21 protein-coding genes, 1 pseudogene and 1 other annotated feature are annotated in these 24,769 nt (G+C 50.9%); all 22 genes and pseudogenes read right to left on the minus strand.

From position 1 onward, the window contains the following. Positions 1–9: 9 nt before the first annotated feature. The 22 genes and pseudogenes from mreD to yihA all read right to left on the minus strand — a co-directional run bounded on the left by mreD (position 10) and on the right by yihA (position 24,767). Positions 10–537, minus strand: a complete 528-nt coding sequence (gene mreD / locus ACPV3A_RS34335) for a rod shape-determining protein MreD (RefSeq protein WP_194541480.1) — start codon at positions 535–537, stop codon at positions 10–12. Beyond that, positions 534–1,409 (minus strand): rod shape-determining protein MreC, encoded by an 876-nt coding sequence (mreC, locus tag ACPV3A_RS34340; RefSeq protein ID WP_194541479.1) that lies wholly within the window; start codon positions 1,407–1,409, stop codon positions 534–536. The genes mreD and mreC overlap by 4 nt, the downstream gene beginning before the upstream one ends. A 56-nt stretch (positions 1,410–1,465) precedes the next feature. Further along, the gene (locus tag ACPV3A_RS34345) at positions 1,466–2,500 is read right to left on the minus strand and encodes a rod shape-determining protein (protein WP_009593998.1); all 1,035 of its coding nucleotides are present in this window, start codon (positions 2,498–2,500) and stop codon (positions 1,466–1,468) included. 38 nt (positions 2,501–2,538) lie between these two features. After that, a complete protein-coding gene (gene radC, locus ACPV3A_RS34350) occupies positions 2,539–3,228 on the minus strand; it encodes a RadC family protein (RefSeq protein WP_009593994.1) in 690 nt (229 codons plus the stop codon). A gap of 84 nt (positions 3,229–3,312) precedes the next feature. Then, positions 3,313–3,924, minus strand: coding sequence for a Maf family protein (locus tag ACPV3A_RS34355; RefSeq protein WP_426204279.1), 612 nt, complete (start codon positions 3,922–3,924; stop codon positions 3,313–3,315). Positions 3,925–3,949: 25 nt separating this feature from the next. Then, the gene (locus ACPV3A_RS34360) at positions 3,950–4,192 is read right to left on the minus strand and encodes a DUF4321 domain-containing protein (protein ID WP_071223415.1); all 243 of its coding nucleotides are present in this window, start codon (positions 4,190–4,192) and stop codon (positions 3,950–3,952) included. 127 nt (positions 4,193–4,319) lie between these two features. Then, positions 4,320–5,705 carry an SPOR domain-containing protein gene (locus ACPV3A_RS34365; protein WP_426204282.1) on the minus strand — a complete coding sequence of 462 codons (1,386 nt, stop codon included), beginning with the start codon at positions 5,703–5,705 and terminating at the stop codon, positions 4,320–4,322. A gap of 213 nt (positions 5,706–5,918) precedes the next feature. Continuing rightward, positions 5,919–7,282 (minus strand): annotated as a pseudogene (murC, locus tag ACPV3A_RS34370) (UDP-N-acetylmuramate--L-alanine ligase). A gap of 6 nt (positions 7,283–7,288) precedes the next feature. Then, a complete protein-coding gene (locus tag ACPV3A_RS34375) occupies positions 7,289–8,692 on the minus strand; it encodes a bifunctional folylpolyglutamate synthase/dihydrofolate synthase (protein WP_426204283.1) in 1,404 nt (467 codons plus the stop codon). Between the two features lie 8 nt (positions 8,693–8,700). After that, a complete protein-coding gene (locus tag ACPV3A_RS34380) occupies positions 8,701–11,370 on the minus strand; it encodes a valine--tRNA ligase (RefSeq protein WP_220686155.1) in 2,670 nt (889 codons plus the stop codon). 111 nt (positions 11,371–11,481) lie between these two features. After that, positions 11,482–11,781, minus strand: a binding site (T-box leader). A 253-nt stretch (positions 11,782–12,034) separates the two neighbouring features. Next, positions 12,035–13,390 (minus strand): LysM peptidoglycan-binding domain-containing protein, encoded by a 1,356-nt coding sequence (locus ACPV3A_RS34385; protein ID WP_426204285.1) that lies wholly within the window; start codon positions 13,388–13,390, stop codon positions 12,035–12,037. 163 nt (positions 13,391–13,553) lie between these two features. After that, on the minus strand, positions 13,554–14,462 hold the full coding sequence (locus ACPV3A_RS34390; RefSeq protein WP_194541475.1) for an RluA family pseudouridine synthase: 909 nt from the start codon (positions 14,460–14,462) through the stop codon (positions 13,554–13,556). Further along, complete coding sequence (gene hemL / locus ACPV3A_RS34395) at positions 14,459–15,754, minus strand: glutamate-1-semialdehyde 2,1-aminomutase (protein ID WP_127589524.1); 1,296 nt, start codon at positions 15,752–15,754, stop codon at positions 14,459–14,461. The genes ACPV3A_RS34390 and hemL overlap by 4 nt, the downstream gene beginning before the upstream one ends. A 36-nt stretch (positions 15,755–15,790) precedes the next feature. After that, positions 15,791–16,789, minus strand: coding sequence for a porphobilinogen synthase (gene hemB, locus ACPV3A_RS34400; protein ID WP_194541474.1), 999 nt, complete (start codon positions 16,787–16,789; stop codon positions 15,791–15,793). Positions 16,790–16,844: 55 nt separating this feature from the next. Further along, positions 16,845–18,401 (minus strand): uroporphyrinogen-III C-methyltransferase, encoded by a 1,557-nt coding sequence (gene cobA, locus ACPV3A_RS34405; protein ID WP_426204288.1) that lies wholly within the window; start codon positions 18,399–18,401, stop codon positions 16,845–16,847. A 4-nt stretch (positions 18,402–18,405) separates the two neighbouring features. Further along, on the minus strand, positions 18,406–19,362 hold the full coding sequence (hemC, locus tag ACPV3A_RS34410; RefSeq protein WP_426204290.1) for a hydroxymethylbilane synthase: 957 nt from the start codon (positions 19,360–19,362) through the stop codon (positions 18,406–18,408). Between the two features lie 3 nt (positions 19,363–19,365). Continuing rightward, the gene (locus ACPV3A_RS34415; protein WP_194541471.1) at positions 19,366–20,025 is read right to left on the minus strand and encodes a precorrin-2 dehydrogenase/sirohydrochlorin ferrochelatase family protein; all 660 of its coding nucleotides are present in this window, start codon (positions 20,023–20,025) and stop codon (positions 19,366–19,368) included. A gap of 8 nt (positions 20,026–20,033) precedes the next feature. Beyond that, complete coding sequence (gene ccsA / locus ACPV3A_RS34420; protein ID WP_071223427.1) at positions 20,034–20,864, minus strand: cytochrome c biogenesis protein CcsA; 831 nt, start codon at positions 20,862–20,864, stop codon at positions 20,034–20,036. An 18-nt stretch (positions 20,865–20,882) separates the two neighbouring features. Further along, a complete protein-coding gene (hemA, locus tag ACPV3A_RS34425) occupies positions 20,883–22,289 on the minus strand; it encodes a glutamyl-tRNA reductase (RefSeq protein WP_194541470.1) in 1,407 nt (468 codons plus the stop codon). Between the two features lie 339 nt (positions 22,290–22,628). Then, complete coding sequence (gene speD, locus ACPV3A_RS34430; protein ID WP_006208786.1) at positions 22,629–23,027, minus strand: adenosylmethionine decarboxylase; 399 nt, start codon at positions 23,025–23,027, stop codon at positions 22,629–22,631. A gap of 290 nt (positions 23,028–23,317) precedes the next feature. Continuing rightward, on the minus strand, positions 23,318–23,908 hold the full coding sequence (locus ACPV3A_RS34435) for a non-ribosomal peptide synthetase module (protein WP_071223429.1): 591 nt from the start codon (positions 23,906–23,908) through the stop codon (positions 23,318–23,320). A gap of 214 nt (positions 23,909–24,122) precedes the next feature. Next, complete coding sequence (gene yihA / locus ACPV3A_RS34440) at positions 24,123–24,767, minus strand: ribosome biogenesis GTP-binding protein YihA/YsxC (RefSeq protein ID WP_426204293.1); 645 nt, start codon at positions 24,765–24,767, stop codon at positions 24,123–24,125. Positions 24,768–24,769 lie beyond the last annotated feature (2 nt).

A 24,769-nucleotide genomic window follows, 5' to 3' on the forward strand; every position in this document is an offset into this window, starting at 1 on the left:
ATGGAGGGTTCAGGATGCCTTCCTTCTCTGATTCTTCGTAACCAACTCAATCTGCTTGCGAAGAGGAACGTAAATCGCCAGAGCAAAGGCAAAATGAACAAGGAGATTGGGTAGCATATGATGAAGCAGTGACCAATTATAAGAAGTCGGATTGAGTCGAAACACCTTATATATGCCAAAAAGCGTACTGTCAAACAACAGGCTCCCCAGAATGACAATGGTCATCATCATGGGCAGCGGCGCCCGCGGGGACTTGAATACAAGTCCCACCAGATATGCGGATACGCCCATAGCGAACGAATAAGTGCCAATCATCTCGCCGTAATACACGATATCGTGAAGCATGCCGAATATGAGTCCGAGTACCAGCCCCGTGTGGCGATGATAATAAATTGATACAAAAAACAAGCAAACCAACACAAAATTAGGATAAATCTGAAGCTGCAGCGAGCTTGGCGTTAACCAGAAAACCACCGTGCCCTGCAGAATAAACAGCACGAACAGCAGCAGGACGAGAATTTGTTTACGCGCCATCATTTCGGCTCCTCAGGGGTAAAGACGATGATCAGATATTTCCAGTCATCAAACTTGGCCGCCGGTTCGATCGTAGCCGTTCTGCTTTGACCGTATTGGCTCGTCTGAACGCTTATGACTTCACCTATGATCATACCTTGTGGAATAACTCCTCCGGCACCGGATGAAATGATCTTATCTTTTTCCTTAATCGGATCATCTTCCGAAATTCGCGTCATGAGCAGCGTGTTGGTCTTCTCATCATAGCTCTCAACCACGCCAAACGTTTTATCCTCTTTCCCGATCGCCGTTACCGAAATCGGCTGTGGATTCGGATCCTGAGCGTCCATCGTTGTCAACAGCTTCACCGTTGAGGTGAAATTGCTGACGTTGCTAATAATGCCGACCATGCCGTCCACTGTCGTGACCGACATGTTGGGACGAACCCCATCGCGCTCTCCCAGATCGACGACAAGTGTCCGATTATTGGGGTCCGAATTAACACTTAGCACCTGGGCAGTACGGTATTCATATTTATAACGATTTTTCTGGTTCTCTGTAAAACCTTGTAATTCTTGAAGCTTCTCGTAATTAGCTTTCATCGTGTTGTAATTCGCACTCTCTCGAGAATATTGAGCCACGGCTCTCCGCAGCTCCTCATTCTCTTCATAGATTGCCTTCATGTTCCGCACATCTTCAAAGAAACCCGCTATATAGGCAGCGGGCTTATAAAACACACTTTGCACAAAACCGACCGTATCCTTGACGAATTTTTCAGGCCAAGATAAAGAAGCTCTCGGGCCGAGCGTAAACCCCATAATAGCGATAAACGCTACCAGCCCGATGAGCATAATAAACAAACGCTTATTGCCTAGCAGCTTAAACAGTTGCAACACCCTCTAACTTACTGTTTTCTCTCCCAACATTAGGGGTTTACACTTCTATTCGGTTTCTACCGTTTAGAACGGACGGCAGAGCTGCTCCGGGATTTAAACAGGTGAATGTTCTCGAGCGCTTTACCTGTACCAATGGCTACGCAATCCAGCGGATTCTCTGCAACGATCACCGGCATGCCGGTCTCTTCGGCGAGCAGCTTGTCCAGGTTGCGAAGCAATGCGCCGCCTCCCGTAAGCACGATGCCCCGGTCCATAATATCCGCAGCAAGCTCCGGAGGACATTTCTCAAGCGTAACCTTTACCGCTTCAACAATCGCATTAATGGTATCTGCCAACGCTTCGCTAATCTCATCCGAAGTAATGGTGATCGTCTTCGGCAGCCCCGTCACCAAGTCACGGCCGCGAATTTCCATCGTTTCCACGGTCTCCAGCGGCATGGCGGAACCGACTTCCATCTTAAGCAGCTCGGATGTGCGCTCACCGATCATCAAGTTATATTGACGTTTGATATAGGAGATAATAGACTCATCCATCTCATCGCCTGCAACGCGTACAGAGCGGCTGGTTACAATACCGCCAAGCGAAATGACCGCAACCTCGGTCGTACCTCCGCCGATGTCAACGACCATGCTGCCCGTAGGTTCCCACACAGGCAAATCGGCACCGATTGCAGCTGCAAAAGGCTCCTCGATCGTGTAAGCTTCGCGTGCTCCCGCTTGCTTGGTAGCATCTTCCACCGCACGCTGCTCTACCGCCGTAATGCCGGAAGGCACGCATACCATCACGTTCGGATGACGGGGGAATATGGAACGCTGCTTCTGTGCTTGACGAATAAAGTATTTAATCATCGTAGCCGTTGTATCAAAATCAGCGATGACGCCGTCCTTCATCGGACGAATGGCACGAATGTTGCCTGGTGTGCGTCCAATCATTTTCTTAGCCGATTCACCAACGGCTTCAATGCTCTTCGTATCTGTACGCAGAGCAACCACGGAAGGCTCTCTTACGACAATTCCTTTCCCACGAACATAAACCAGCGTATTTGCCGTCCCCAAATCGATTCCCAAATCTTTCGTAAAACCACCTAACATGATGTATCTCCCTTTCTTCGTCAATCTGAACTATTATATTACATCAAGCCCCGTTCCTTCAAACTTACAAACGATCCGTCCCCAATGATCAGATGATCCAGTACGTCGATCCCGACAATCTGTCCTGCCTCCACTAAGCGTGCAGTCAGCGATATGTCTTCCGGGCTGGGCGTCGGATCTCCGCTAGGATGGTTGTGCGCGCACACCAGGGATGCACTGCTGCATTTGATGGCCGCTCTGAACACCTCGCGGGGATGAACGATGGAAGCATTAAGGCTTCCCATCGATAACGTTTCCTGGGCAATGACATGATTTTTCGTATTTAAAAATACACAGACAAAATGCTCTTTCTGTAAATAGCGCATCTGTTCACTGAGCAGTTCTGCCGCGTCATGCGGACTGCGAATAATAACCGGCTCTACATGTCTCGATGCGGCCAAGCGCCGTCCAAGCTCGATGCCAGCCTTCAGCTGAACAGCCTTAGCGGTTCCAATTCCTTTGATTTGCGTAATTTCCTCAATGCTAAGATCAACGAGCTGCCGGATGCCGCCTGCTTCCCCCAGCAGCCGCTGGGCTATATGTACGGCAGATTCCTGGCGGGTTCCGGTCCGAAGCAATATCGCCAGCAATTCTGCATGGCTTAAAGCGCTCGCCCCATATTGCATCATGCGCTCTCTTGGTCGTTCATCATGGGGGATGTCGCGCAGCAATAGCGTTGGCGACTCCATATATTCCCCTCTTTTCTAAGATTTAAATCAGCAGGTATCCGAAACCTCAGGATTCCCTACATTTCGGATACCGTTGTTCTATATCTATGAATCGGTGAGTACATCCATCCCCATTTCAGACAGCATGTCGGACAGCAGAGAAAGCGGCAGGCCGACAACGTTAAAATAGTCGCCTTCGATTCCTTCCACGATGGTTGCACCCAAGCCTTGAATCGCATACGAGCCCGCTTTGTCAGCAGGTTCCCCGCTCTTTACATAAGCCGCGATCGCGTCATCACTTAACGATTTCATCTTTACGGTTGTCACACGATGAGCGACCTTAGTACGACTAGATTCCCGGTCGACACAAGCCACGCCCGTGTACACGAGGTGAGCCCGTCCTTGAAGGATGGACAACATCCTTGCCGCATCAGCATGATCCTCCGGTTTCCCGAGGACAAGATCATCGACAACTACAATCGTGTCGCTTCCCACAATGATACCATCTCCCGGATCATCCGTCAGCTTTCGGAGAACCGCTTCCGCTTTACGTAGTGCCAGTGACTCCACAATTCGCTCTGGCGACCACCCATGCGGGGTGTCCTCGTCAGCTTCACTAGGCATAATCTCAAATGGGATACGAAGGGAGGCAATCAATTCCTGACGCCGAGGAGAGGTGGAGGCCAATATGATACGGCGGTTTCTCTTCTCATTCAAGGGGGATAATCTCCTTTGTCATGTCTTAGAGCCTGCGGTATAACCAAAGCGCTGCTATAATGCCAAGCAGACTGAGCAGGCAAAAGTTAAGTTCAAGGTTAATGTCATAACGAATAATGTCAAAATCAGCGCTAGGCGACCACTTAATCGGTGTAGTTGACGTTAAAAACGACAAAGCCTTAACAGGTTGAAGCGCCTTGGCCAGCCAAGTTCCCGTCAGCCACCCCAGCAGCAAAAACAAGATGAGCATTCCTTTGTTTTTCTTCATGCATCCTCTTCCCTCGCCATATTTTGACACCCTAATTATTATACGGTGAATCGATAAGCAATACAAACAGAAATCCGGCAGGGGGAACTATTTCCAGTTCCGAGCCGGATTTGACGTAAATTTGAATTTATAGGCCATCCAGGAGTTTCTTTTGGCCCATGACATAGTTCATCATGCCCGTTTGAATCTCCCACAAATGCCCCTTGGATTGGTTTTTGTTATATTCGGAGAGCGCTGTGATCGAACTGTTCATGGATTGCTCCATCGCCGGCAGTACTGCCCCGGTCTCCGGACCCAAGCCGGCGGACAGCAGCTTCATCGATTGGATCCACTGCTGGTGCAGATTTGTGATTGCAGTCATACTCTCTGACGCCACCGCGCCCGCCTCCTGCTGCCCCAGCAGCGATGCCGATAGCGTACTCAACTCCGACACAAGCTCCCCGCTTATCGTGAAATAGTCCGTCAGCGTCTGCTCCTCGCCCGCAAAGGCAGCTGACTCTATATTAGGCAGCGCGATTTCTCTCACGTATAATTCGACGCCTTCGGCTTTAAGCTGATTGCTGAGCAGCTTGGCCTGCTCGCGGTCTGGTGATACGCCGGCGTACACCCGGTTCTCCTCATCCAAATCTCCCCCAGCCGCAATACCGGACTGCAGCAGCTCCCCTTTCGCCTGCTCTGCCCGTTCCGGCGTGCTGAATACACCGTACTGAAGCATATAAAAAATTTGACCCGGAACGTGTACTGCCGATTCAGTTGAACCGGGTGCGAGTGATGCCCCCGTTCCCCCGGAAGAGTCAGCCGGTGCTTGATTAACTGCGTCATTGCTTCCAAGCTGCCCCGATGTAGGGTCTTCACCTTCATTACCGCCGTTAAACATGGACAGCACCATATACCCAAACAGCAAACCCGTCACAACAGCCGCGGTCACAGATACAGCCATTTTCCAGAAGGAGGTAGGCTTGCGCGAGCGATAATAACCGTAATCATCGGCAGGTGACTCATATAGATCCTTCTCGGGCCCGAGATTCCAATTCGAATCGTTTGCGCCGGAGCCCACACTTCCGGAATACGCGTCATCATGAAGATCGTAAAGATCCTCAACCTCACGCATATCGTCATATGTATCGGCAGGATCAGGCCCGTCACCGAACGACCCGCCCTCAACATGATCCAGACGTCTTCTTTCCTCAGCTAATCGCCCCCTGGATTGGGTATGACGCGATGTTCTCCAATCTTGTCCGTTCACATCCCGAGTGTCCTCCTCCCGGAGCGGCGGAACAACGCGCAGATGATCATGCTGCATGCTGCTCCTATGTTCAAACGAATTGCCCGCATCGGTAAACCGATCAGTCGTTGAGTCAAACTCGTCGAATACAAGATGACGGTCATCAACTTGATCATTGCGCCTTGCGGGAACTTTCTGATACGAATCCCGTTCCTCACGCATATGATCCTTATGACTATCTTTTGGCGGATCGTGATCGAAGCGAATCGTCATTCGTGCTTTATTCATATCCACACACCTCACTTGTCCTTCTACACCTAGCTATATGATCAAGCTTGGCAACTTATGAGTGTGCGAAAAACAAAACAAACAGGCTGATCAAGAAAGTATCTTGATCAGCCTGTATTCTACTTATCGATCCGCTGCTTTGCCTCCGTTCGAAGACAAAAGCCCATGCAATCCCCTGCTGCATCGAAGCAGCAAAGCATGCTTGCAATCCATTTACTTCTTGCCTTTAATAGACTCCGCTAAAGCAGCGCCGACCTTCCAAATATCGCCCGCACCCATCGTCAGAACCAGATCGCCTTCTTTTACGCGACCTTTGAGATCGCTCAGGACATCTTCTTTGGTAGGCAAATAGCGGGCACCGGCATTGCTGTTCTGGACAATCAGCTCCACCAGCTTACCGGAACTGATACCCTCGATCTGCTTCTCGCCGGCAGGAGAATAAATATCGGTAATGATCACCTCGTCCGCTTCCCCGAATGCGCGGCTAAACGCATCCAGAAGGAAAAAGGTCCTCGAATACCGCTGCGGCTGGAATACGGCAATAATCCGTTTGCCTGTAGCTTTGGCGGCACTGATCGTAGCCTCGATCTCCGTCGGATGATGCGCATAGTCGTCAATCACCAGAATTCCTTCAGCTTCGCCCAGCACCTGGAAGCGGCGCTTAGCTCCGTTGAACTTGACGATGGCCTCTACAATCGCTTCGAACGAGATTCCGCCTTTCAAGCAGCAAATCACCGTAGCCATGGCGTTGTAGACATTGTGTTTACCCGGTACGGACAATTCCACGGTACCCAGCTCCATGCCGTTATGAAGCATCGTGAAGCTGACGTGACGGTCGCCGAGCACCAGATTCGTTGCCGTATACTCTGCATCCGCATGAATGCCGTATGTGGTCACATTGCATTTTAGGTCAGGCAAAATCGCCTGAATGTTGTTATCGTCCGCGCAAACTACGGCCGTACCGTCTGCCTTGATTTGGCTGAGGAATTGTACATATGCTGCCTTGAGACGATTGAAATCCCCTTCGTAATTCTCCAGGTGATCGGCCTCAATATTCAGAACAACGCCGAGCCAAGGGTGGTACTGAAGGAATGAACCGTCACTCTCGTCCGCTTCGGCCACCACGTGCTCGCCTTCACCAGCTTTGGCATTCGTGCCAACGTTCATGTGATAAACGTCGGATCGACGCCGCATTCTTCCATTACGAGCGCAATCATCGATGAAGTGGTTGTCTTACCATGCGCACCCGCTACGGCAACCCCTTTGCGTTCGTTCAGAAGACGCGCCAGCATCTGCGCACGGTGAAGGACAGGAATGTTCAGCTTCTCTGCCTCGACCCGCTCCACGTTGTCTTGGGACAATGCCGTCGAGTAAACCACAAGGTCCGCGCCCTGGACTTGCTCGGCGGTATGTCCAATGTATATTTTGGCGCCCTTGGCCGCCAGCTTTTCTGTCAATTCTTGCGATGCCACGTCAGAACCCGTGACTTTATAACCCATCTCCAGCATAACTCTTGCAATGGCGCTCATCCCGTAGCCGCCAATTCCTATAAAATGAACATGTTCCGATGTATTCAACAGATATCACCAACCTTTTTCAGAATCGGAAAGGCCCAGGAGGTTGGAACGCACGTCGGCAATCAGGTACAACGTGCCCGACACCACCCCAAGATCCTCCGCTTCCGTCCGTGACTTCAACTCTTCAAGTGCGTTTTTCCAATTTGGTTCTATGATGATTTGCAGTGTATGTTTGGCGTATTTCTCCCTTACCTGCTCTACGATGTCACCAAGCGCCTTGGCGTCCAGTTTCTTCCGGAAATCCGGTTCAGTCAGGATAAGCGTATCCACTATTGGCAGTATATGCTGCAAATACGATTCATGATGCTTATTTGCCAGCATTCCCATCATTAAGTTCAGTTTCCGATACTTATAGATCTGCGGCAAGCTTTTGGCCAAGGTTTCAGCCCCTTCGGGGTTGTGCGCACCATCGAGAACAATCCGCGGGGAGGACTGCACTTGTTCCAGTCTTCCCGCCCAGAAAGTATCCTTAAACCCTGTACGCAGTTCTTCTTCATCCACGATGAAAGCCATATACTGGCGAAGCACTTCCAGCGTCATCATCGCAAGCGCGGCATTGGTGCATTGGTGCTCACCCTGCATCGAGATGTCCAGATCCATGTCCCGGAACGGACCCTTAAAACGGAAAGTCTGGCTTTCTTCGTTCCCACGCAGCCGCTCATAGGAGAATTGTTCATCTACGAGATAGAGACTTGTACGGTTTTTGGCTACCGTTTGTTTCAGAATATCGACAGCCTCCGGCTGAGTTACCGTGCTCACCACAGGAACTCCAGGCTTGATAATGCCAGCCTTTTCCGTGGCGATCTCCTGAATGGTATCACCCAGAACGTCGGTATGGTCCATTCCGATATTCGTGATCACCGAAATGATGGGATGAACGATATTGGTCACGTCCAGACGACCGCCAAGTCCCGTCTCCCATACCACCACGTCCGGATAAGATACCTCGGCGTAATACAGTATCGCAAGGGCGGTGGACACCTCAAACATGGTGGGCGATCCGAGCCCGGAGCCCGCAATTTCGGCTACAAGCGGCTCTAAGCGATTAGCGAGTTCAAGCAGCGTCTCTTCCGGTATGTCCTCGCCGTTATACTGAAACCGATTGGTAAACTTCGTAATATAGGGAGACGTGTAGGTGCCAACCGTGAATCCCCCTTGAAGCAGAACCTTTGTTAAAAAAGCGCATGTGGAGCCTTTTCCATTCGTTCCGGCCACGTGAATAAATTTTAACCGCCGCTCCGGATGGCCGAGAAGCTCCATCAATCGCTGAATTCTATCCATGCCCGGGCGGATTCCAAACGGAATCAGCCCGTTGATCCAAGCTACCGCTTCCTCATAGGTATGGAACGGAGCTGCCACTGCAGCTGCCGAATGATCAACCATCGTTCTCACCTTCTGGTCCAGATTCATCTTGCCCTTTAGCCTCTCAGTTCTTCGATGCGCGCAATCACTTTACTGCGTTTGTCCGAGTAATCCGCAAGCTTCGCCCGTTCTTCTTCAATCACCTTTTCAGGTGCTTTCGATACGAAACCAGGATTGTTCAGCTTCTTCTCCACACGCTCGACTTCGCTGTTCAAGTGCTGAATTTCCTTCTCCAGACGCGTGATCTCCTGAGCGATATCGATCAACCCGGCAAGCGGCAGATACATTTCAACACCTGTTACCACGGCGGTCATCGCCTTATCCGGCGCCTCAAGCGCAAGGGAGGATTGATACTCCGACGTGTTGCAAAAGCGGCGAATATAATCCGCATTGCGATCGATGATGCCGGCAATTTGCTCGCTTACCGGCTTCAACTGGAGTTCTACTTTTTTGCTCATCGGTACGTTTACTTCCGCCCGGATGTTACGTACAGCACGGATGACATCCATCAGCAGGTTCATTTCGGTAACGGCTTCCGCATTCTCAAATGCTTCATCATAGGTCGGCCATGAAGCCAGCATCACCGTCTCTCCTTCATGCGGCAAATGCTGCCAGATCTCTTCGGAGATGAACGGCATGAACGGGTGGATCAAGCGCATCGTGCGGTCCAGCACATAGGCAAGCACCGACTGCGTCTTTTTCTTGGCCGCTTGATCCTCGCCGTACAGGGACAGCTTAGCAAATTCAATATACCAGTCACACAGATCATCCCAGATGAAATTGTAGAGAAGTCGACCGGTTTCGCCAAATTCGTAGGCATCAATTAGACGCGTAATGTCGCGGGAAGTTTCGTTCAGACGATGCAAAATCCAACGGTCGGCCGTTCCCAGCTCTCCGGAAATGTCGATATCCGCCGCCGTGAAGCCCTCCAGATTCATGAGTGCAAAACGTGACGCATTCCAGATCTTGTTCGCGAAGTTACGCGCTTGTTCCACACGTTCCCAGCGGAATCGAAGATCCTGACCCGGCGTACTGCCGGTCGATATCATATAACGCATGGCATCTGCGCCATACTGTTCGATAACCTCGAGCGGATCGATACCATTGCCGAGCGACTTGGACATCTTGCGGCCTTCGCTATCCCGAACCAGACCATGGATAAGCGTATCTTTGAACGGCATTTGATCCGTAAATTCAAGCCCTTGGAAAATCATCCGCGAAACCCAGAACGGAATAATATCATAACCCGTTACGAGAACGCTTGTCGGATAATAACGTTTGAAATCCTCACTGTCCAGATTCGGCCAGCCCATGGTCGAGAACGGCCACAATGCCGAGCTGAACCAGGTATCCAGCACATCCTCATCCTGTCTCAGATCGTCCTTGCCAAGCTTCGCGCGCGCTTCCTCTTCATTCATGGCAACAACCACTTCGCCCGTGGATTCGGAATACCAGGCCGGAATCCGGTGGCCCCACCACAATTGACGAGAGATGCACCAATCGCGCACATTCTCCATCCAATGCAGGTAGGTTCTCTCGAACCGGTCAGGCACGAAATTTACGCCCTTGCCGGATTTCTGCGCAGTAACGGCTGCTTCCGCAAGCGGCTGCATCTTAACAAACCACTGCGTCGACAGATACGGCTCGACAACGGCGCCGGATCTTTCGCTATGGCCAACCTGATGAACATGATCTTCGATGCGAAGCAGCACGCCCGATTCCTTCATGTCGCTTACGATCTGCTTGCGGCATTCTGCTCGGTCAAGACCCTGGTACTTGCCGGCAAATTCATTCATCGTCCCGGATTCATCCATCACGGTGATTTGCGGCAGATCATGTCTCAGACCCATTTCGAAGTCATTCGGATCATGGGCCGGCGTAATTTTAACCGCTCCGCTGCCGAAATCCTTCTCCACATACTCATCGGCAATAACCGGAATTTCTCGGCCGACAATAGGCAGGACCAATGTCTTGCCGATCATGTCTTTATAGCGCTCATCTTCCGGATGAACGGCTACCGCCGTATCGCCAAGCATGGTCTCCGGGCGGGTGGTTGCTACGGTAATGGAGCCGCTGCCGTCTTTGAGCGGGTATTGCAAGTGGTACAAATGGCCGTTGACCTCTTTGTACTCCACTTCGATATCGGACAAAGCCGTGCGAGCAGCCGGGTCCCAGTTGATAATGCGTTTGCCGCGATATATAAGCCCCTTATCATAGAGCTTGACGAATACTTCCCGAACCGCTTCCGACAACCCCTCGTCGAGCGTGAAACGCTCTCTGGAGTAATCGAGGGACAGGCCGATCTTGGACCATTGGTCACGGATCGTATTCGCATATAGATCCTTCCATTCCCACACTTTCTCCAGGAATTTTTCACGTCCCAGATCGTAGCGGGTAACGCCTTCTTCGCGAAGCTTCTGCTCAACCTTGGTTTGCGTGGCGATGCCCGCATGGTCAGAACCCGGCAGCCACAACGCATCATAGCCCTGCATCCGCTTTACGCGAATCAGGATATCCTGCAGCGTAAAGTCAAGGGCATGGCCGATGTGAAGCATTCCCGTAACGTTTGGTGGAGGAATAACAATCGTATACGGCTCCGCGTCCGGTCGTTTGCCAGCTTCAAAGAAGCCGCCTTCCTTCCAGTACGGATACCATTTTTGTTCGGCTGCCTTCGGATCATACGTCGTCGGCATGTCTAACTGGGATTGGTTTTGTTTTTGATCCATATTTTCGTACCTCCGATACTGTTAATCAGTTTTGCCAACCCGTAACGTTTTAGCCTCCGGGCGTGGCCATGGATATCCATGTTTGCGTGAAACAAAAAAAGCCCTTCGTCCTCAAAGGACGAAAGACTGTTCTCTCGCGGTACCACCTTTGTTTCGCGCTTATAATCATTCATGAATCGAGTCCTCCCATGCAGAACATGAAAGGCCTGCGATCAAGCACGACACTTTACACAGATAACGGCTGCGGCCGGCGAACTCTAACCAGGGTAGCGATCGATCCCTACTCTATCTCAAGTCCGCAACTCCGGGGCGACTTCGGCAAGCTGGTTCCTGCGGAATCTCACAGCGCTTGTTAGCAATTCCGCTCTCTGAAGGCCATACCTTCCTACTCTTCCCGTTCAACGTTGTTCTAGCTTTAGGAATACCTGTACATATACTATTCAAATATACCGTGGTTGTTGCATATAGTCAATATTTCGAGTGTTTCCGAACGATTTAGACATCATACCTGTCGATCCAAATTAATGCTAATACATTGTAAAAAGAAGCCCCGGCTCGTCCGATTCCCCTCTTCTTCTAACCGACTCCCCGCCAAACACAAAAAACAGGCCAAGGATATCCTACCTTGACCTGCTTGTTCTTACGCGATCGCTTCCTCCGCTGATTACTGGGGAATGTATAATACCTGGCCTTCTTCCACATTCTGCTCGGACATGCGGTTATATAACAAAAGCTCTCGCGGCGTCAGTTGATAACGCTCGGCAATCACGTCAAGCGTCTCCTCACGCTGCACAATGCACATCCGGACCTTGCGGAAAGGCGTTTCCTCACGGCGGTTACCCAGGAACAGACTCTTCCACTCCACCTCCTCGGCCGTTGCGGAGTCAACCAATTCCTCCGTCTCTTCTTCCTCGTCCCGAGCGGCTTGATCCTGAACCGTTCTGCTCGATTGAAGCAACGAAGAGAAGCCTACGCCCGATGCGCTGGTTGTGCTGCTGTTCTTCGTGTTGAAGGCCACCTTTAACTCCGGCTTGGTCGGAACCTCTTCGGCTTTAATGGAAACCTCTTCCGTTATATCATCCATATCCTCCGAAGGGAATTCTTCCTCAGCAAAAACAGGCTGCACTTCCTCCGTTTCCGGTGATTCCAGTACCGGAACGGCTTCCACTTCTTCACCCTTACGCTCAATGACACCCGGAAAACCGGCTGCTGGATCTTCTTGCTCCGGCTCGGGCTGGACCGAAGCCCGTTCGAATTGCCATACACTTGGAATCGACGACTCAGCTGCCTGAGCTTCCGTCTCATTATGTAAGGCATATTCGACCGTATCCCGAGCTTCAGGCGAATTAGAAATGCTAATGGTGCTGTCTGCTGAGTCCTGTGAATCCCGTGTTTGGTTCTCATACTGCACCCAGGATTCCAGATACTGCTGTGTGCGCGCATCCGTCCCGAACTCTTGGGCTCTGGTCTGAGCCTCGTTGAAGTAAGAAGGAGAAGGCGAGTTAGCGTCTGTATGAGCACCGCTGCCATGAAGCTGGTCGTACGGGTTGGCTGCGAACTGCTGCTCCCCGTTCGAATACAAATCAGTCGCTTCAGGAGCATGTACCACTGTGAATTCCTCATTGGCCCATACTTGGTCACGGGCTCCCGGAGCCGCCGCCTGAATTCCTTTGAGCGACAGAACCCCTGTAATGTTCAAGCTGCGTTTGGATAACAAATCCACGTCAAAATTCTCGATCTCGACCGCGATGTCATCCAATGATGATACCCGGTTCATCGGGACCGTGATTTCAACCGGGATCCAGTGTTCGAGCGGCTCCGTCTCTCCTGCTTCGGTGTCACCTTTATACAGGCCTGCAAGAAGCAGATGACCCCGAAGCGTAGCCTGGTCCTGCTGACTGATCACCTGAATATGCGGGATCAACTCCGCCTCTTCCAATTCTTCGATTCCCGGCAAATCTTCCGTTAAATTAATACGCTCGTAAATATCGAACCGCAATCCGTAGGACTGGTCAAACACGGGAATGTCCTCCTTTTTGGCATATACTATCCGTGATCTGTTATCACGGCATGAGCCTAAGTTTTGCCACTCAATTTATCTATATGCCGAAAATAGGAGAGCATGACTTTTTTGCGAATTGTGCGTGAAAGTTACAGGTTCATTCAGGATCTTGCAAAATTTCTTACCGGTCCGATGTCTCTATGATTCGCTCTCTTAACTCCAACATATCCAGAGGCCAGGGTGCATTCACCTCAATATCCTCGCCCGAGAAAGGATGAGTAAATAGCAGACGTTCGCCATGCAGCGCTTGGCGCGGAAACGCCCCTGGTCCTCCGTATAAGGAATCTCCCAGAAGCGGGTGTCCCATATGACTTAGATGCACCCGGATCTGATGCGTCCGGCCGGTTTCCAGTCGAATTTGCAGCAGGCTGGCTTTCGGATACACCTCGGATGATAGAATATGCGTGATTGCAGCCTGCCCGGTTAATGAAACTCTCCGACGGCTTGAATGATAGCGGTCTTTGCCTATCGGCAGATCGATTCTCTTCAGATCCTGAGAGACCCTCCCCTGAACGATAGCCGCGTATATCCGGACGATCTTCTTCTCCCGCATGTCCTCGTCAAGCTTTAGCTGCGCATATTCGTTCTTGGCATACAGTACGGGACCTGTTGTATCCTTATCCAGCCGATGAATATGCCGGACTGCCGTATGGATGCCTTCGGCTTCGTAATATGCGGCAACCGCATGATTCAGGGTCGTCTCGCGGCTCTCGTTGTCCGGATGGACCGCCATACCGGCCGGTTTGTTCACAACCAGGCAAAAATCGTCCTCATACAATACATCAAGCTCCTGCCATCTCGGTTCGATGCCGTAATCCCGATAAGGAAAAAGGACCAGCCGAAGCCGATCCCCTCTCCATTGTATCCCCTGTTCATGACGAAGCTTACGATACAGCTTCTCGGGCATACCGACCGTTTCCATAAGCCACTTGGCAGCGGCTTCGTTCCGATCCGGCAGACTCAATAGCGCCTTACCCGGCGTCAGCTCCAGCCATTCGCCGCGTTTGCTCCAATTTCCCCCGTAACTCATAGGCTTTTGAAGGCGTTGTAGTTGGCTTCAATGGTAGCATCGATATCTTCTACCGTATGAGCGCCAGAGATAAACATGCCCTCGAACTGGGAAGGAGGTACGCTGACTCCCTCTTGTACCATCGCTGCAAAATAACGACGGAAACGATCCAGGTCACTAGTCTTCGCCGTATCAAAATTGACGACCGGCGTATTCGTGAAGAATGGACATACCATGGAGCCGATCCGGTTAATCGTAAGCGGGATACCGAATTCCTGAGCGTTACGCTCAAATCCTGCCTGAAGACGGGCTCCCCGCTCCTCGAGCTGTTCATAGACGGCAGGCGTCAGCAGCTTCAGGGTGGTGTAACCAGCCGCCATGGCGAGCGGATTACCGCTTAACGTTCCTGCTTGATAGATCGGTCCTGCCGGAGCAATCTGATCCATCAGCTCACGCTTGCCTCCATAAGCACCGACTGGCAGACCGCCGCCAATCACCTTGCCCAAGCATGTCAAATCCGGTGTAACGCCATAACGGCCTTGCGCGCAGTTCAGATCAACGCGGAATCCGGTCATCACCTCGTCAAAAATAAGCACGCTGCCATAATCAGAAGTGACCTTGCGAAGACCTTCCAGGAATCCTGGCTGCGGAGGGACCACGCCCATATTGCCTGCCACGGGCTCAACAATAACGGCTGCAATCTCTTCGCCGAACCGCTCGAAGGCAAGCTGTACCGATTCCAGATCGTTATAAGGAACCGCAATGGTGTTGGAAGCAACGCTTTCTGGCACACCCGGACTATCAGGAAGTCCAAGCGTTGCGATGCCCGATCCCGCTTTGATCAGAAGGCTGTCGGCGTGGCCATGATAGGAGCCCTCGAATTTAATGATTTTGCTGCGTCCTGTATATCCGCGCGCTAGACGAATGGCGCTCATGGTTGCTTCCGTACCGGAATTCACCATCCGCACCACCTCGATCGACGGCACACGTTCACAGACGAGCTTCGCCATCTTCGTTTCCAATAGGGTTGGAGCACCGAAGCTGGTCCCCTTGGCAGCTGTCTCCTGAAGCGCTTCAACAACCTCAGGATGCGCGTGACCCATAATCAGCGGCCCCCAGGAACCGACATAATCGATAAAGCTGTTGCCATCGATATCATATACCCGGCTGCCTTCTCCGCGATCGATATAAATCGGGGTTAGTCCAACAGACTTAAACGCACGTACCGGACTGTTGACACCGCCGGGAATATATAACTTCGCTTCTTCAAAAGCAGAACGCGACAAATCTTCTTTTCGCAAATCTTGGCTCATCGTATGCACTCCTAACTCTTTCATCGTTAATGGTTACTAGCTGCGCATCCAGCGTGCTGCGTCCTTCGAGAAATACGTAATGATAATGTCCGCACCGGCACGCTTCATCCCGGTCAGCAGCTCCATCACAATCGCCTGCTCACTGATCCATCCCTGCTGAGCAGCCGCTTTAATCATGGAATACTCACCACTCACGTTGTATGCAACAATTGGCAGATCAAACTGGTCTCTCAGCAATCTGACAACATCAAGGTAGGCCATAGCCGGTTTCACCATCAGCATATCGGCGCCTTCCAGCACGTCCGTCTCCGCCTCGCGAAGCGCCTCTCTCACATTGGCCGGATCCATCTGATAAGTTTTGCGGTCGCCGAATTGCGGAGCGGAATCGGCAGCCTCACGGAAGGGTCCGTAAAAGGCCGAAGCGTACTTAACGGAGTAAGACATGATCGGCACGTTATAAAATCCGGCTTCGTCAAGACCGGAACGAATGGCTTGGACAAAACCATCCATCATATTGGAAGGTGCAATAATATCGGCTCCAGCTTTGGCCTGGGAAACAGCTGTACGAACGAGCAGCTCCAGCGACTCGTCGTTTAATACATCGCCACAGGTGTGGCCGTCACGCTCAAAGGTATGCACCATACCGCAGTGGCCGTGGTCGGTAAATTCGCATAGGCACGTATCAGCAATCACCAGAAGATCGGGATGCCACGACTTGATGAGACGGGTAGCCTCTTGGACAATCCCGTCATCCGCGAAACCGGATGTGCCCACGCTGTCTTTCGTCTCGGGGATTCCGAACAGGAGCACAGCAGGAATGCCTAGACTTACGATTTCGTCTACTTCCTCTTTCAAGGTGTCAAGCGAAAAATGATAGACGCCTGGCATGGAGGAAATCTCGGATTTCACACCATTGCCATAGGTCACGAAGATCGGCTGAACCAGATCCTCCGTATGAAGCACGGTCTCGCGGACCATGCTGCGAATGCCGGCATTTTGACGCAGCCGACGATGGCGTACGATTGGAAAACTCATGACGTATACCTCCAAATGATGTAATTTCGTTCATGTATATAAGAGATTATGGATATTATGGCGCAACACGGCGTGGATCGTTCTCGTTCCAAATGCATAAGGCCTTAACCAGACTGTCGACCGTCGCTTCCTCGGCGAGGAGGGATACGTGCAGTCCGGCTTCTTCAGCCGTCTGCGCGGTTAATGGTCCGATGCAAGCAATCGTCGAACCTTTCAACAGTTCGACTGGATCTTCCACGCCCATCCCCTTCAGCACCTTCAGCAGATTGGTAACCGTAGATGAACTGGTGAACGTAACGGCGTGAATGCCTCCATCTTCAAGCAGCTTCAACAGCTCATCATCGTCCTCGCCGCACAACACGTTCTCATAGATCACGGCTTCCGTCACGTTCAGTCCCATTTCCGTCAGCTTCTCCGGCAGCCACTTGCGTGCCAGATCGCCGCGTGGCAGCAGCACGCGCTGACCGGGCTGGAGCTCTGAACCGTAAGCATCGATAAGGCCTTCCGCCTGATAACGTTCTTTGATAACTTCAGCCACTACACCGTATTTTCCAAGAGCATGGGCTGTTGCGGGGCCAACCGCGACGATGCGCGCAGAGGCTAAGGCGCGAATATCGCGACCGTTCTCCTTCAGGTGGCGGAAAAAGAATTCGACTCCGTTCACGCTGGTGAAAAATACCCAGTCATACGTACTCAGCTTGTCCAGTGCTTGTTGAATTCCGGCAAGCCTCTCGCTCTTCGAAGGCATGACGGTTTCGATGACGGGAAACTCATAAGGCTCTCCGCCCAGCTCTTCGATTTGGGATACCAAAGCACTGGCCTGGCTTCGCGTCCTTGTGACCAGTATTCTTTTGCCGAAGAGGGGCAGCCGTTCCGCCCACTTCAGGTGCTCCCGCTGAAGCACCACCTGTCCAACAACGATAACCGCAGGCGGCTGAAAATCCACTGCCTTGACTCTGTCCTCGATGTCCGCCAGTGTCCCCGTCAGCGTATCCTGCTCTGCCCGGGTTCCCCATCTAATAAGTGCCACAGGGGTTTCCGGCGGTCGGCCGTGCTTGATCAGCTGACGACTGATATAACCGATTTTCGCCACACCCATCATAAAAATCAAAGTTCCCGTTGCATTGGTAACCTTGTCCCATTGAATCATTCGGTCCAGCTTTTCGGGACTTTCGTGGCCGGTAATTATCGATAATGACGAAGCATGGTCACGATGCGTCACGGGAATCCCGGCATAAGCCGGAACACTGATCGCCGAGGTGATCCCCGGCACAATTTCGTACATGATGCCATGACGGTATAACAGCTCCGCTTCTTCACCCACTCTTCCGAAGATCGTTGGATCGCCGCCCTTTAAACGGACAACTGTCTTGCCTTCCAAAGCATAATCAACCAGCAGCTGATTGATCTGCTCCTGTTTCATCGTATGCCGATCCGGAAGCTTGCCTACATAGACCTTCTCCGCTCCGGGTTTCATCCATCGCAGCAGCCGAGGACTAGCTAATCGGTCATACACCACGACATCCGCTTTTTCAATGCATTCCTTGCCTTTAATCGTAATCAGGCGTGCATCGCCCGGTCCTGCTCCCACCAGATAAACCTTGCCTGCCATCCCCTCAGCCCCTAACTTGTGCCAGTATCTTCTCCGCTCCTTTAGCTTTCAGCTTTTCAGCCACTTCCACTCCGAGCGATTCAGGGTCGGTTCCTTCGGCGCTTTCCTTCAGTATGATTTCGCCGTCAGGAGAACCTACCATTCCTGTTAATTGTATAACGTTTTGTTCTCCGCGGGAATCTCCGGCATCCACATTCTTCAGGACGGCGTAAGCTCCGATAGGCACCTGGCATCCTCCGTTAAGCTCGCTTAGAAACTTGCGCTCCGCCGCAACGGTTCGTGCAGTAACCTCATCATTATAAAGAGAGAGCAAATGCAGCAGATCTGCATCGTTTTCGCGGCATTCAATTCCAAGTGCGCCCTGGCCGACGGCTGGCAGGCTAATTTCAATCGGCAAGTACGACGTGATCCGGTCCTCCCAGCCCATACGCTGAAGACCGGCGGTCGCCAGAATGATGGCCTGAAATTCACCGTCCTCCATTTTGCGAATGCGAGAATCGATATTCCCCCTAATCCATTCGATCTGCAGATCCGGCCGGTAGGCCTTGAGCTGACTGGACCGGCGCAGACTGCTTGTTCCCACCTTGGCACCTGCAGGAAGGTCATCCAGCGTTGTTCCTTCTTTGGAGATCAGGCAATCACGAGGATCCTTTCTTTCCGGCACCGCGCCGGACACCAAACCTTCGGGCAGAACGGAAGGCATGTCCTTCATGCTGTGAACCGCCATATCAATCTCGCCGTCCATCATCGCCTGCTCGATTTCTTTGACAAACAATCCTTTGCCGCCTACCTTGGAGAGCGTAACATCCAGTATGCGGTCGCCCTTCGTGACGATTTTTTTGACGGTGAAGTCATAGTCCAAACCGTGCTCCTTGGCTAAACGCTTTAAGTCATCAATAACCTGTCCTGTCTGTGTCAGTGCCAGAGCACTTTGTCTACTGCCAACTACGATTGTACGCATCTTTCATTCCTCCTGATTATTCGCAATCCACTGCTTGATCTTGTCCGCACTCCAGGGCTCATAACCTCCGCGGCGAATCTCTCCGAGCATATCCATGCGGTATGCCTTGTGCAAAAGCCGCCTGCGTGCGTCAGCGGACTCCACCTCTTCCCTGATCATCGAACGCATCCTATATAAAAAATCCAAATAGTCCTCATACTCAGGCCCGAACTGGTCTTCGAGCTCGTCGCGTATCTCGCGTGCGGCCATCGGCCCTGCTCCTGATGTGGATACAGCCAGCGTAAGCCTTCCCCGTCGCAGCACCGTCGGGTTGATAAACGTTCCGGCCTCGCCGTTGCTGGCCACGTTAACCAATATGCCAAGGCGATCGGCATCCTCCGCTATTTGCAGATTCAGCTTGCTGTCATCCGTTGCCGCATGGACCATAAACGCGCCTATCAGATCGTCTGATTGATACTTCCGCTTCGTCCATCGAAGAGTCTTCTCGCTCTCTAAACGTTGAAGTTTCTCGCTTCGTAATAAGGGACTTACAATATGTACGACTGCCCCGGCATTCAGTAGGGTGACGGCTTTACGTTCCGCCACCGTGCCGCCGCCGACAATCAAGCATAAACGTCCCCTGCAATTCAGCATTACGGGTACATAATGATCATCATAGGCCATTCTTGCCATCACACTCCTGACCAACTATGGAAAGCGGACCACGTATTGAGAAAGAAATTCAGAATAATGAACCCATACCCGATTAAAGCCCATATGGCCGCTTCCCTGCCGGACCTTCTCCACAAGCGACGTTTGATGAAATAAACCAAATACATCGCAAGAGCCGTCATGGTAGACATGACTTTGATGTCCAAGAACAGGGTCCACCGTCCAGCCATGGCCACCGACATCACGGCCAAGATGAGCGACATGACCAGAATAATCGTCCCGGCCATCAGCGCTTTATAGGAATAAACATCCAGCTTCTCCAGACTTGGCAGCCTGCGCATCGTATCATTCCATTGCTTGTGCTTCAGTTTCCGGTGCAGGAACATATATATCGCCGCAAACACGGCCCCGACGGTCAAAGCGGCGAAGCTGATACTCGCCAGAGCAATATGAATAAGCAAGAGACGATGTTCCGTCTCCCAGCTGTGCAATGCATTGTCTCCTGCCGTGAACCATAAACGATTGACCAGCATGACGCTAAACCCGACGAGGTTCATGAGCAGGACGGCAAATTCCGACCGCTTCATATACGCCAGGGCAATCGAAGTGATCGATATGCAGAACGCCAGCAGGAACAGGAAATCAAACAATGTAAATACCGGAAAGTGGAAATGTCCGCCTTCCATCGCTCTGATGCCGATTCCGGTAAATTGTAACAGCGCAGTAATAACAAGAAGCCCTGTGCCTATCCGCTTCGCCACCGAATTGCGTGAAACGCAATCCGAGATATAAAACAGAAGGCTCAGGGCATAGATACAAATGCCGGTGATATAAATTAAGTTTAACAGCATGGGTTATACTCACCCTCCTCAAAGGGTGGCTGGGGCCAGAGACACCTTAAGCGGTTTCTCTTCTGCCTGCTGATCTACAGCATTCTTCGACCGTTCAGCTTTAACGGGTGCAGTTGCTTTCTTGTTGCGGCTGCGGGCTTCCTGCTCATTCTCATGGATCAAGCTTTCCAGCGCAAAGATTTGTGAAAAATAATCCAGTGCTTCACCGCCCTGCTTGCCGCCCGTCATTTCCTTAATCCGGTTAATGGGATCATGCATCATCTGGTTTACGATGCTCTTGGTCAAACGACGGATGACTTTTCGCTGGCGTTCATCCAGTTCCGGAAGCTTGTTAAACAAGCTTTCCATCGTTTCTTCATGAATGGCATTCGACTTCTCCTGCAAGGCCCGAATTGCCGGTCTGACACCGAGCGTTTTCAGCCATGTGTGGAATGCATCCATCTCTTCTTGAATCATCACTTCAATCTTCGCTGCTTCCGCCCGGCGCATTTCCATATTGGTCTCTACAATGCCTTCCAGATCGTCAATATCGTACAGGAACACGTTGGATACTTCCCCAACCGCCGGATCAATGTCCCGTGGCACAGCAATATCAATCATGAACAACGGACGGGACTGGCGTTTCTTCATGCTCTCTTTCACCCGATCCGCATTCAGAACATATTCATTCGAGCCCGTGGAGCTAATAATGATATCCACGTCATTCAGCAAATGCTTGGCTTCGGCAATGGTGCATGGCGTCCCTTTGAATTTGCTTGCAAGTTCCTGAGCACGGCTAAGCGTACGGTTAGCCACAATTACTTCAGCGGCACCGTTGGCATAAAGATGCTTCACGGTAAGTTCGCTCATCTTGCCCGCACCAAGTATCATCACTTTTTTATCGTTAAATGCCCCGAAAATTCGTTTACCCAGTTCCACCGCTGCATAGCTGACAGAGACGGCACTCTCTCCGATCGATGTCTCCGAATGAGCCCGCTTGCCGAGCGTAACGGCTTGCTTAAACAACATATTGAACCAAGTACCCGTGGCATTCTGCTGCTGCGACGTCAAAAAAGCATTGCGCACCTGTCCCAGGATCTGCGTTTCTCCAATGACCATGGAATCCAAACCGCAGGTGACCTTAAACAGATGGGAAATCGCTTGTTCGTCTTCATATATATAGAGGTGCTGTGTAAATTCTTCACGATTAATGCCGAACCACTGTTCCATAAAACTGCGGATAAAGTAGCCGCACATATGAAGGCGGTCTACCACAACATAAATCTCAGTTCGGTTGCAGGTAGCGACAATGACGCCCTCCAATACGCTCTTGGTCGAATTAAGCTGCTCTAACGCCTTGGGCATGTCTTCTTCCGAGAATGTAAAGCGTTCTCTGACTTCCACAGGCGCTGTGCGATAGTTCAACCCAACAACGACGATGTGCATTGCATGTTCACCTGCCTATTTCTCCGAGTAGTTTTGCCGTTCACAACGGACATCCTTGACCTTGTTCATTATATCACAGTATGCTGAACAGCCTTGTCTATTTTATGAAATGTTTATGAAATCCCCATACTTCTTCGTTCCATTCATGAAACTTTCTACCTGTTTGATCGCACCTTACTATTGTGGATATAGAACAGCTTAGATATACGTGTTATTTACTACGATATCTCATTTCAGAGAACGCCTCCCTGGAATTCCGCCGATCTTCTCATGTTCTCAAAATAAATAACCATGGAAAAATCCATGGTTATCAGTATACGCATTTTTTAGAAGGCTGGATTAAACGAGTTCAGCCTGTTTCATCTCAGGCGTTTCCACGGTCATTTCGCCGAGTCCGCGCACGAGTTTCTTGGCATAGCATTTTTCAGGTTTCAAAGCGGATACCAGATAGTCAATAGCCAACTGCGGATCTACTGTCTCCCCGCAGGTATAACAGTCAATCGCAGCAAAACCTCTCTCAGGGTATGTGTGAATCGAGAGATGGCTTTCCGACAGCAACACCAGCACAGTCGCACCTTGTGGTTCAAACTGCTTGGATTGGACGGACAATACCGTTGCTCCACATGCTTCAGCGGCTTCCACCATCTGAGCTTGTAAAAATTCTGCACTGTTCAATAGTTCAAAATCGACTCCCCAAGTATCAACAGCAACGTGTCTTCCGAAAGTTGAGTATTCCATCTTCCGGGTTCCCCCTTCCTAGGAATAAAATGTTTGAAAATTTCATCCGCTAGGACCTACGTCATTCACTTCCCGAGGGAATAATCTCTCGCAACATTACATGTCCTGAGTGAATCCTGGTTCCTATATTCTTTTCAACGAGATTAAAAATAACATCTATGACGCTTAAATGCAACACCTTTTTCGAAAATAACCCATAAATATTTTACAGCTCAATATATGTGCGTCTGAACTACTTGGTGTCATGGATCCAATAATAAAAAAAGCCGCCCTGTTACAGGGCAGCCTCCTTAGGCTTCTAGCACGAATAGGCGTTGATTAAACTGTCGCAGCCGCTCATCTATCGTCTTCGTAATAAGTTTATCATTCCCTGCTGCAATCCGCTGGTCCAGAAGCACATTAATATGATGCTGGATGGATTCGATCTCTTTCTCTGCTTCATTGCTGTTGAAGAGTCGCTGCAGCTCTCCTGCCGTATTCTTGTACTCATAAATGACAATGCTGTCGTTCCCGGCGACTTGCGTAATTCTATGCACCGTTCCCGCATGGTAGTCGTAGCTCATCGTAAAGCCGCGATAAATCCGATTCACTTTACCTGATCCCTTAAAAGCCGCAAACAGTTTGCGTACGGCATTTGTCAGATGGGGAGTAACCAATCGGCACGACAGCTCACAGACGTACAAGCCATTCTTGCGTTCAAAGGGCAAATGAACTTCTTCCCCGCTTTCATCTTCGAGCACAAACTCCTGCTCTCCGCTATCCATGACTTTTACCCGGTTAGTAACCCGGAAAGCTTGGGTATATTGCAGAAATTGATCCATTTGAATATCCGTCATTTGCATTGTGGCATTAACATATTCTGTGGCTAACCGCTGAGCCATAAAAATCTCCCTCAATTCTTTTAACTTACTACCATTATACAGCAGATCCAAGCGGTCTTTCCTGCCGTTCGAACGAGAATATCCATCATATTTCATAAAAAAACGGAATTAGCCGGAATCAGAGCGATATTTCCCGCAAGATGCTCACTTTCCTATAAAGAATACACCGATTCCCTACATTACCCTCGAAAAAAATATCACGAAATGAACCGGATCAGGATTGCTCGTTGCCATCCGTTTCCGAATCCAAATATGTCTCTTCCTCGTCATCCTTTGTCCCCATGTGGGACTCCATGATGGCCCATAACTCATCTTTACCCAAACCGAGCTCGGATGAAAACATGACAAAAGAGTGATACGGTTTGAAGCCAAGCGTCTCCTTCACAATCTTAACATGCTTCTGGCGGCGTGTTTTCGGAATTTTGTCCGCCTTGGTCGCGACCACGCATACCGGCCGGTTATAATGCTGCAGCCATTCATACATGCTGATATCGTCTTTTGAGGGTGGGTGACGCATGTCCACAATCAATAATACAAGCTTCAATTCTTCCCGACTGAGCAAATATCTCTCAATCATTTCGCCAAATGCCGCACGCTGGGTCTTGGATACCTTCGCATAACCATAGCCGGGAAAATCGACCAGATACAGGTCGTCGTTCACCCGATAATAGTTGAGCTGCTGGGTTTTCCCCGGTGTTGCACTGGTACGGGCCAGGTTCTTACGGGATATCATACGGTTAATCAGTGATGACTTGCCCACATTGGAACGCCCTGCCAGAGCAATTTCCGGCAAGGCGTCTTCAGGATATTGAGCAGGTACGACAGCACTGATGACAAACTCGGCTTTCGTAACTTTCATAA

Source organism: Paenibacillus sp. Dod16 (assembly GCF_049893405.1).
Classification (GTDB): Bacteria; Bacillota; Bacilli; order Paenibacillales; family Paenibacillaceae; genus Paenibacillus_AQ.